The organism is Roseateles sp. (assembly GCF_031397715.1).
Lineage (GTDB): Bacteria > Pseudomonadota > Gammaproteobacteria > Burkholderiales > Burkholderiaceae_C > Paucibacter_A.
Window position 1 is genome coordinate 1 of record NZ_JANNMI010000364.1, and the last position, 9,576, is coordinate 9,576.

At 62.5% G+C, this 9,576-nt stretch carries 10 protein-coding genes; 9 read left to right on the forward strand and 1 reads right to left on the reverse strand.

All coding sequences use genetic code 11. From position 1 onward, the window contains the following. A partial coding sequence (locus RMO57_RS15930; RefSeq protein ID WP_310388262.1) for a DMT family transporter occupies window positions 1–366 on the forward strand: 366 nt, incomplete at its 5' end. Between the two features lie 111 nt (window positions 367–477). Next, complete coding sequence (locus RMO57_RS15935) at window positions 478–684, forward strand: hypothetical protein (protein ID WP_310388264.1); 207 nt, start codon at window positions 478–480, stop codon at window positions 682–684. Window positions 685–703: 19 nt separating this feature from the next. Here the strand turns inward: RMO57_RS15935 and RMO57_RS15940 are convergent, their stop codons facing one another. Continuing rightward, window positions 704–1,174, reverse strand: a complete 471-nt coding sequence (locus tag RMO57_RS15940; protein ID WP_310388265.1) for an Lrp/AsnC family transcriptional regulator — start codon at window positions 1,172–1,174, stop codon at window positions 704–706. A 157-nt stretch (window positions 1,175–1,331) separates the two neighbouring features. Between RMO57_RS15940 and RMO57_RS15945 the strand changes: the two genes are divergently transcribed. From RMO57_RS15945 to RMO57_RS15975, 7 genes are all read left to right on the forward strand, one after another. Next, a complete protein-coding gene (locus RMO57_RS15945; RefSeq protein ID WP_310388277.1) occupies window positions 1,332–2,675 on the forward strand; it encodes an aspartate aminotransferase family protein in 1,344 nt (447 codons plus the stop codon). Between the two features lie 37 nt (window positions 2,676–2,712). Further along, entirely contained in the window at window positions 2,713–4,023 is a 1,311-nt protein-coding gene (locus RMO57_RS15950; protein ID WP_310388267.1) for an FAD-binding oxidoreductase, read from the forward strand. Then, the gene (locus RMO57_RS15955; protein WP_310388269.1) at window positions 4,020–4,820 is read left to right on the forward strand and encodes a gamma-glutamyl-gamma-aminobutyrate hydrolase family protein; all 801 of its coding nucleotides are present in this window, start codon (window positions 4,020–4,022) and stop codon (window positions 4,818–4,820) included. The genes RMO57_RS15950 and RMO57_RS15955 overlap by 4 nt, the downstream gene beginning before the upstream one ends. A gap of 74 nt (window positions 4,821–4,894) precedes the next feature. Further along, entirely contained in the window at window positions 4,895–6,262 is a 1,368-nt protein-coding gene (locus RMO57_RS15960) for a glutamine synthetase family protein (RefSeq protein ID WP_310388270.1), read from the forward strand. A 16-nt stretch (window positions 6,263–6,278) separates the two neighbouring features. After that, window positions 6,279–7,673, forward strand: coding sequence for an aspartate aminotransferase family protein (locus RMO57_RS15965; protein WP_310388272.1), 1,395 nt, complete (start codon window positions 6,279–6,281; stop codon window positions 7,671–7,673). A 115-nt stretch (window positions 7,674–7,788) separates the two neighbouring features. Then, the gene (locus RMO57_RS15970) at window positions 7,789–8,907 is read left to right on the forward strand and encodes a polyamine ABC transporter substrate-binding protein (protein ID WP_310388274.1); all 1,119 of its coding nucleotides are present in this window, start codon (window positions 7,789–7,791) and stop codon (window positions 8,905–8,907) included. Window positions 8,908–8,909: 2 nt separating this feature from the next. Beyond that, the coding region (locus RMO57_RS15975) for an ABC transporter ATP-binding protein (protein ID WP_310388276.1) at window positions 8,910–9,576 on the forward strand (667 nt) is incomplete at its 3' end.

A 9,576-nucleotide genomic window follows, 5' to 3' on the forward strand; every position in this document is an offset into this window, starting at 1 on the left:
GGCGGGCAATTTCTTGTTTGCGGGCTGCTCGCCTTGGCCTGGGCCTTCGTCAATGAACCCTTCAGTTGGGCCGACATCGAAGCGGCCACTTGGCCCTTGGTCTACACCGGCGTGATGTCGGTGGGCGTGGCCTTCACCGCGCAGGTGGTGGCCCAGCGCTATGCACACGCGGCCGACGCGGCCATCATCTTGTCGTCCGAGACCCTGTTTGCCGCGCTGTTTGGCTACTACTTGATGGGTGACCGCCTCGGACCCGCCGGCCTGCTGGGCTGCGCACTGATTTTTGCCAGCATGCTGGCGGTGCAACTGATTCCGGCGATGGCGATGCTGCACAGCAGCATTAATTCACGCTTGGCGAAAAAATAGGGATTTTCCTGGATGTTGTCATAGGGTTTTCACTGATTTTCGTGAAACTGCAGACAGCGGATCGGCATTGATGCCGACCCACTAGCCCCAAACAACAACAGGAGCCCCACCATGTTCGCACTGAGCAAATTCATCGCCACATCGCAGCACTATTTCGTGACGCCGATGCCCAGTGACATCAAGACGGCCACTGACGCCGCGCCGCAAACCGGCTATGCGGACGAGGCGCCATCCTCGCGCTTGGAAGACGCAGCGATGGCCTTGGCCACCACCTTGGCCGGCTTGACCTATTTCACGGCCGTGGCTGCCGCCGTCTGAGTTTGCAAGCGGCTATCAACTAAAGATTAAACGCCGTCGTCCGCTTTATCGTCCTCAGCACCAGCATCGAGTTGGAGCGCGCCACCTCGGGCAGCTGCAACAGCACATCGGTGTGGAAGCGTTCCAGATCCTCGGCATCTTTGTAGGCAAAGCGGATCACATAGTCATTGGTGCCGGCCACATAAAAGCAGTCCAGAATGTCCGGGCTGGCCAGCACCGCGCCTTCAAAAGCGGCTAAAGCCGCCGTCGTCATCCGCTCCAGGTTGATGATGGTGTAGCTGATGCCTTGCTTGCCGACCGCGCGCGGGTTGACCAAGGCGACATACTGGGCGATCACGCCGGCGTCTTCCAGGTGCTTGACGCGCCTTAGACAAGCCGACGGCGACAGATGCACGCGCTGCGCCAGCTCCACATTGGGCAGCCGGCCGTCCCGCTGCAGCTCATTCAGAATATTGCGATCAATCGCATCCAATTTCACTTCAGAACTCATATTTCGCACATTCAACCAAAAGATGTCGAAATTATGACGCCGGATTGCAAAACCTCGGGTTTACGCCCAGCCAAAGCGCTCACCTATTGCGTCGCCGCTTGACTAGACTGTTAGGCATTCGGAGCGCAGCTCCATGCACTCAGACAAGGTCAGCCGCATGTCCTCCACACTCGACGCCCAACTCGACATCCAACCCGCTGCCAAGCTCGACGCCTATTGGATGCCGTTCACCGCTAACCGCCAGTTCAAGCAGGCACCGCGCCTGCTCACCGGCGCCGACGGCATGTATTTCACCGACGACCGTGGCCGCCAGATCCTCGACGGCATCGCCGGCCTGTGGTGCTGCAACGCCGGCCACAACCGCCCGCGCATCGTCCAAGCGATTCAAAAACAAGCGGCCGAGCTGGACTTCTGCCCGCCCTTCCAGATGGCCCACCCCAAGGCCATCGAGCTGGCCGAGCGGCTGATTGAGCTGACGCCGGCCGGCCTCAACAAAGCCTTTTTCACCAACTCCGGCTCGGAGGCGGTCGAAACCGCACTGAAGATGGCGATTGCCTACCACCGCGTGCGCGGCGAAGGCGCGCGCACCCGGCTGATCGGGCGCGAGCGCGGCTATCACGGCGTCAACTTTGGCGGCATCTCGGTCGGCGGCATGGTCGGCAACCGCAAGATGTTTGGCAGCCTGCTGAGCGGCGTTGACCATCTCCGCCACACCCACGATCCCGCGCGCAACGCTTTCTCTCAAGGCCAACCGGCTTACGGCGCGGAGTTTGCCAATGATCTGGAGAGCCTCATCGGGCTGCACGACGCGTCGACGATTGCGGCGGTGATCGTCGAGCCGATCGCCGGCTCGACCGGCGTGCTGATCCCGCCGCAGGGCTATCTGCAGCGCCTGCGCGAGATTTGCGACAAGCACGGCATTCTGCTGATTTTTGATGAAGTCATCACCGGCTTTGGCCGCACCGGCAATCCCTTTGCTGCGCAGACCTTTGGCGTCACGCCGGACCTGATGACGGTGGCCAAAGGGCTCACCAATGGCTGCGTGCCGATGGGCGCGGTGTTCGCCAAGCAGTTCATCCATGACGCCTTCATGCAAGGGCCGGAACACCTGATCGAGTTCTTCCACGGCTACACCTACTCGGCCCACCCGCTCGCCTGTGCGGCCGCTTTGGGCACCCTGGACACCTATGCCGAAGACGGCTTGCTGACAAGAGCTGCCGAGATGCAGGGCTACTTCGCCGAGGCGCTGCATTCGCTCAAGGGCGAGCCGAATGTGATCGACATTCGCAATTTCGGCCTGGTCGGCGGCTGCGAGTTGGCGCCGCTGCCGGGCGAGCCGGGCAAGCGCGCCTTCTCGGTCTTTCTCGATTGCTGGGAAAAAGGTGTGCTGGTGCGCACCACCGGCGACACGGTGGCCCTGAGCCCGCCGCTGATTATCGAGAAGCAGCATATCGACCACATCATCGACACGGTGCGCGGCGCGTTGAAGCGCGCGGCTTGAGTTGACACGCACAACAAGGACTGCCTAGCGCATACCTATGAGCCTGCTCAGCATCGACCGTGAACTCGCGCGCGACAGCTATTACGCGGCCACCGCGCCGCGGCTGGAGAGCTTTCCGTCGCTGAACGAGGCGATCACGGCCGACGTTGCCATCGTTGGCGGCGGCTTGGCCGGCTTGTCGGCCGCGATCGAATTGGCCGAGCATGGCTTGCAAGTGGTGTTGCTGGAGGCCCATGAGGTCGGCAGCGGCGCCTCGGGGCGCAATGGCGGGCAGGCGCTGGCCGGCCTGGCCTGCGATCAAGGCGAGATCGAGGCTCAGCTCGGGCTGGAGGAAGCACAGCGCATCTGGGCCATGAGCCTGGAGGCCGTCCAGATGATCCGTCAGCGCAGTGCTGAGTTCGGCATTGATTGCGAATGGCAGAGCGGCTATTTGAGCCTTGCCACCAATGCCCGCAAGGCCCGCGAACTGCAAGCCAGTGCCGCAGCAATGAGCCGCAACTACGGCTTTGAGCAGCGCTGGATTGACGGGCAAGAACTGCCCGACTGGATCGACAGCCCGCGCTTCGCCGCCGGCCTCTTCGACGCCGATTCCGGCCATCTGCATCCGCTCAAATACTGTCTCGGCCTGAGCCTGGCGGCCAAGGCACGCGGCGTGCGTATCTACGAACACAGCGCTGTGACCCAGCTTGCGCAGGGCCAGTCCGTGCGCCTGACCACGGCGCATGGCTCGGTGAAGGCCAAGCAGGTGCTGCTGGCCGGCAATGTCTTGTTGCAGGAAATTGCGCCCGACCTGGCGCCCAGCTTGAGCCAGCGCATCATGCCGGTCGGCACCTATATCGCCTGCAGCGAGCGCCTGGATGCACAGCGGATCAAGGCCTTGATCCCGTCACGCGCGGCGGTCTGCGACACCAATTTCGTGCTCGACTATTTTCGCCCCACCGCCGATCAGCGCCTGCTCTACGGCGGCCGCGTCAGCTACAGCACCGCCTCGCCGCGTGATCTCAAGCAAAGCATGCAACAGCGCTTGCTGAGCACCTTCCCGCAACTGCAGGGCGTCAGCATGGATTACGCCTGGGGCGGCTTTGTCGACATCTCGATGAACCGCGCACCCGACTTTGGCCGGCTGGGGGCCAACGCTAACGTCTATTACCTGCAGGGTTTCTCGGGCCATGGCCTGGCGCTGACCGGGCTGGCCGGCCGCGTCGTGGCCGAGGCGATCAGCGGCGATGCGGGCCGTTTTGACTGCTTTGCCCGGCTGCGCCACCGGCCTTTTCCCGGCGGCAAGCTGATGCGCATGCCCGCGCTGGTGCTGGGCATGGCTTACTACCGTTTGAAGGATATGTTTTGAAGAAGCGCGCGCAAGCAAAACCCATCGTGCTGGTGCCGGCCTGCAATGTGCTGCACAACGGCCTCCCGTTTCATATCGCCGGCATAAAATATCTGGACGCGGTGCGCCTGGCCGGCTGCCTGCCGCTGGTGGTGCCCTCCAGCGCGCTGGAGGATCTGGAACAGTTGCTCCAGCTGGCCGACGGCATCTTCCTGACCGGCTCGCCGTCGAATGTGCACCCCAGCCATTTCGACGAGGCCGTGCATGACTCCGCCTTGCCCTTGGACCCCGAGCGCGACGCCTTGACGCTGCCGCTGATACGCCGCGCCATCGCCGCCGGCCTGCCGCTGTTCGCCGTCTGCCGTGGCTTTCAGGAAACCAATGTGGCCTTGGGTGGCAGCTTGCATCAAGCGGTGCAGGAGCACGCCGGCCTGCAGGACCACCGTGCGCCCAACGCTCAGCCGAATGAGATTGCCTATGCCGACACCCACCCGGTGCAGGTGCTGCCCGGCGGCCGCCTGGAGGCACTGCTGGGGCACGCACAGATCCAGGTCAATTCGCTACATGGCCAGGGTGTGAAGACGCTGGCGCCGGGCCTGCAAATCGAAGCGGTGGCGCCGGACGGTCTGGTGGAAGCCTTCAGCGTTGCGACACCCAACAGCGGCTTTGCGCTGTGCGTGCAATGGCATCCCGAATGGCAGGCGGCGACCAACCCGCATTCGATGGCCTTGCTGCAAGCCTTTGGCCAGGCCTGCCGTGACTACCGGGACCAGATCCATCCTTTGCGCCACGACTCCTTGCGCGACCCCGAGACCTAGCGCCCAGTTTCAACGCCTCTTTTATCAATCAAACCCCGCCGCCGGCGGTGCCCAAGAAAAGACGGAGAAACAAAATGGTCGACCGCAACAACTTCACCTTCAGCGAACTGGAAAACTGGCTTCAGCAGCAGCGCGTGACCGAAATCGAATGCCTGGTGCCGGACTTGACCGGCGTGGCGCGCGGCAAGATTCTGCCGCGCCAGAAGTTCACCGAGGACCGCGGCATGCGCTTGCCCGAGGCGGTGGTGGCGATGGGCGTGACCGGCGAGTTCCCGGAGGAAGGCCCTTACTACGACGTCATCAGCCCGAACGACCGCGATATGCATCTGCGTGCCGACCCGACCACCGCCCGCTTGGTGCCCTGGGCGATCGACCCGACCGCGCAAATCATCCATGACTGCTATGACAGGCATGGCGTGCTGGTGCCGTTTGCGCCGCGCTCGGTGCTGCGCCGGGTTTGCGGTTTGTTCGACGCCGAGGGCTGGGACCCGGTGGTGGCCCCTGAGCTGGAGTTCTATCTGGTCGCCCGCAACACCGACCCGAACCAGCCGCTGAAGCCCCCGGTGGGCCGCTCGGGGCGCGCCGAGACCTCGCGCCAGGCCTATTCGATCGACGCCGTCAACGAGTTCGACCCGCTCTTCGAGGACGTCTATGACTACTGCGAAAAGATGGAGCTCAATGTCGACACCTTGATCCATGAGGTCGGCGCCGGGCAGATGGAGATCAACTTCTTTCACGCCCATCCGATGGGCCTGGCCGATGAGGTGTTTTTCTTCAAGCGCACGGTGCGCGAGGCGGCGCTGCGCCACGATATGTTCGCCACCTTCATGGCCAAGCCGATCGCCGGCGAGCCCGGCAGCGCCATGCATGTGCACCAAAGCGTGATCAACAAGGCCAGCGGTCGCAACCTCTTCAGCAATGAGGACGGCAGCCCCAGCCAGGAGTTCTTCTGGTACATCGGCGGGCTGCAGAAATACATTCCGGCGGCGATGGCGCTGTTCGCGCCCTATGTCAACAGCTACCGGCGCCTGGCCCGCTTCACCGCCGCGCCGATCAATATCCAATGGGGCACCGACAACCGCACTGTCGGCATCCGCTCGCCGCTGGCCGACCCGCAAGCGCGCCGGATCGAGAACCGCGTGATCGGCGCCGACGCCAACCCCTATGTCGCCCTGGCTGCCACCCTGGCCTGCGGTTATCTGGGCATCAAGAACAGAATCGAGCCGGCGCCCGAATGCAAGGGCGACGCCTATCTGGGCGATTTTCAGCTGCCACGCAGCTTGGGCGAAGCGCTCAACCTGCTGCGTGCGGAGAAGGAGTTAGCGGCTATCTTGGGGGAGTCCTTCATCACCGTCTACTCGGAGGTCAAAGAGATCGAATATGCGGAGTTCATGAAGGTGATTTCGCCCTGGGAGCGCGAGCATTTGCTGCTGCATGTCTAAAACACAAGGAAGCCTCATGAACACATCAAACCGCAGCACACAGGAGTGGCAGGCCGCCGACGCCCGCCATTTCCTGCACCCCTTCACCGACTTCAAAGGCCTGGCGGCGAAAGGTTCACGCATCATCAGCAAGGCCGACAACATCTACCTCTGGGACAGCGAGGGCCACAAAATCCTCGACGGCATGAGCGGCCTGTGGTGCGTCAATGTCGGCTATGGCCAGCAAAGCCTGATCGAGGCGGCCGCCAAGCAGATGGCCGAGTTGCCGTTTTATAACGCCTTCTTCCAGACCGCCACCAAGCCGGCGATTGAGCTGGCCGAGGTGCTGGCCGAGGTCAGCCCGCCCGGTTTCGAGCATGTCTTCTTCACCGGTTCGGGCTCGGAAGGTAACGACACGATTGTGCGGATGGTGCGGCGCTATTGGGATTTGAAAGGCCAGCCGGAGCGCCAGATCATCATCGGCCGCATCAACGGCTATCACGGCTCCACCATGGCCGGCGCGTCGCTGGGCGGCATGAGCGGCATGCACGCACAGGGCGGCCTGCCGATCCCCAATATCGCGCACATCGAGCAACCGCATTGGTTCGAGCATGGCCAGGGCATGAGCCGCGAGGCCTTTGGTCTCAAGGCCGCCGGCTGGCTGGAGGAGAAGATTCTGGCCCTGGGCGCGGACAAGGTCGCGGCCTTTATCGGCGAGCCGGTGCAGGGAGCTGGCGGCGTGATCGTGCCCCCGTCAACCTACTGGCCTGAGATTCAGCGTATCTGCGACAAATACGGCATCCTCTTGGTCAGTGACGAGGTGATTTGTGGCTTCGGGCGCACCGGCAATTGGTTCGGCTGTGAAACCTTAGGCTTCAAGCCCGATCTGATGACCTTCGCCAAGGGCGTCAGCTCTGGCTACATCCCACTCGGCGGCGTGTTGGTGGGTGCGCGCGTCGCCCAGGTCTTGATCGAGGACGGTGGCGAGTTCAACCACGGCTTCACCTATTCCGGCCACCCGACCGCCTGCGCCGTCGCCCTGGCTAACTTGAAGCTCTTGCGGGAGCAACATCTGGTTGAGCATGTCAGGGATGACATCGGCCCCTACCTGGCGCAGCGCTTTGCCGAGCTGAACGAGCACCCGCTGGTCGGTGAAACCCAGAGCTGCGGCATGATGGCGGCGCTCCAGTTGGTGCAAGGCAAGACCGCAGACAAGCCGTGCGGCACCGCTTTTGCTGACGACTTGGGGGTCGGCATGATGTGCCGCAAATACTGCTTCGCTAACGGCCTCATCATGCGGGCCGTGGGGGACCGCATGATCGTGGCACCACCGTTGGTGATGACGCGGACGCAAATCGACGAAATGATGGCCTTGATCCGGCTGTGCCTGGACCAAACCCTGGACGAGCTGACGCAGCGGAACTTGCTCTGAAGTCTTGCGCCCGCCACACCTGCGGGTTTAGTCGGATGGGCAGCCGCCCCCCATTCCTTAGACTGTGACGAGATCGACAGTCAATTTTCATTTGCAATTGCCAAGGATGATTCCCATGAAACTGAGCACGCTTCGCACCGTCACGACGCTTCTGGCGGCCTCCGTGGGCCTGCTGTTTGGTCCAGCAGCGCAGGCGCAGGAGGAAGAAAAAATCCTCAACGTCTACAACTGGTCCGACTACATCGCCGAAGACACGATCAAGAACTTCGAAAAAGAGACCGGCATCAAGGTGCGCTATGACAGTTTCGACAACAACGAAATCGTCCACGCCAAGCTGGTCGCCGGCAAGACCGGCTACGACATCGTGGTGCCGTCCAGCTACTGGGCCAAGCTGCAGGCCGATGGCGGCCTGCTTCGCAAGATCGACAAGTCGCAAATCCCTAACTACAAGAATCTAGACCCCGATGTCCAGGCCACTTTGGCCAAGCTGGACCCGGGCAATGAGTTCTTCGTCAATTGGCTGTGGGGCTACACCACGGTCGGCATCAATGTCGACAAGGTCAAGGCGGCACTCGGCAGCACACCGATGCCGGACAACGCCTGGGACCTGCTGTTCAAGCCCGAGTACATCTCCAAACTCAAGAGCTGCGGCGTCAGCATGCTGGATTCGGCCACCGAGGTCGTGCCGGCCGCCCTGCACTATCTGGGCAAACCGCCCTACACCAAGTCGGTGGCGGACTTTGCGCAGGTGCCGGGTCTGCTGAAATCAATCCGCCCCTATGTGACCTTGTTCAGCAGCTCCGGCTATATCAACGACCTGGCCAACGGCTCAATCTGCCTGGCGCTGGGCTTCTCCGGCGACATCAATATCGCCCGCCAGCGCGCCATTGACGGCAAAACCGGCCAAAACATCCAGGCACTGATCCCCAAGACCGGCGGCATCATCTTCATGGACGTGATGGTGATCCCGGCCGACGCGCCACGCCCCGGCAATGCGCATAAATTCATCAACTACATCTTGCGCCCCGAGGTGCATGCGGGCTTGAGCAACAAGGTCTTCTACGCCAACCCGAACAAAGAATCGAAGAAGTTCGTCAAGCCCGAGGTCGCCAACAACCCGAGCGTGTTTCTGAGCGACGCCGACCTCAAAAAGATGGCTGCCCCGGACGCGATCAACAACGACATCCGTCGCCAAATGACGCGCATTTACACCTCGTTCAAGACGGGGCTCTGAGCATGGTGGACACAGCCATTGTGCCGAGCAGCTATCTGCAAATCGACAATGTCGTGAAGGATTTCGGCGGCGGCGCGGTCGCCGTCGACCGGGTCTCCATCGACATCGCCAAGGGTGAGATCTTTGCGCTGCTGGGCTCGTCGGGTTGTGGCAAGACGACGCTCTTACGCATGCTGGCCGGCTTTGAGACACCGACCAGCGGCCGCATCATCTTGAACGGCCAAGACCTGGCCGGCCTGCCGCCCTATGCGCGGCCGATCAATATGATGTTTCAGAGCTATGCGCTGTTTCCGCACCTGACGGTGTGGGACAACATCGCCTTCGGCCTGAAACGCGACGGCCTGCCCAAGGAGGAAACCGCCGCCCGCGTCGAGGCCATGCTCAAGCTGGTGCAACTGGGCAAGTTCGCCAAGCGCAAGCCGCACCAGCTCTCGGGTGGCCAGCAGCAGCGCGTGGCCTTGGCGCGCAGCCTGGCCAAGCAGCCGCAACTGCTGCTGCTCGACGAGCCGCTCGGCGCCCTGGACAAGAAGCTGCGCGAAGAAACGCAGATCGAACTGGTCAACATCATCGAGCAGGTGGGCGTCACCTGCGTGATGGTGACGCACGACCAGGAAGAAGCCATGACCATGGCCTCGCGCATCGCGATCATGAGCGAGGGCAGCTTCTTGC

Bases quoted from the DNA above. Each gene is read 5' to 3' on its own strand.
- RMO57_RS15935 (WP_310388264.1), top strand. From the start codon at position 478: ATGTTCGCACTGAGCAAATTCATCGCCACATCGCAGCACTATTTCGTG.
- RMO57_RS15940 (WP_310388265.1), bottom strand. From the start codon at position 1,174: ATGAGTTCTGAAGTGAAATTGGATGCGATTGATCGCAATATTCTGAAT.
- RMO57_RS15945 (WP_310388277.1), top strand. From the start codon at position 1,332: ATGTCCTCCACACTCGACGCCCAACTCGACATCCAACCCGCTGCCAAG.
- RMO57_RS15950 (WP_310388267.1), top strand. From the start codon at position 2,713: ATGAGCCTGCTCAGCATCGACCGTGAACTCGCGCGCGACAGCTATTAC.
- RMO57_RS15960 (WP_310388270.1), top strand. From the start codon at position 4,895: ATGGTCGACCGCAACAACTTCACCTTCAGCGAACTGGAAAACTGGCTT.
- RMO57_RS15965 (WP_310388272.1), top strand. From the start codon at position 6,279: ATGAACACATCAAACCGCAGCACACAGGAGTGGCAGGCCGCCGACGCC.
- RMO57_RS15970 (WP_310388274.1), top strand. From the start codon at position 7,789: ATGAAACTGAGCACGCTTCGCACCGTCACGACGCTTCTGGCGGCCTCC.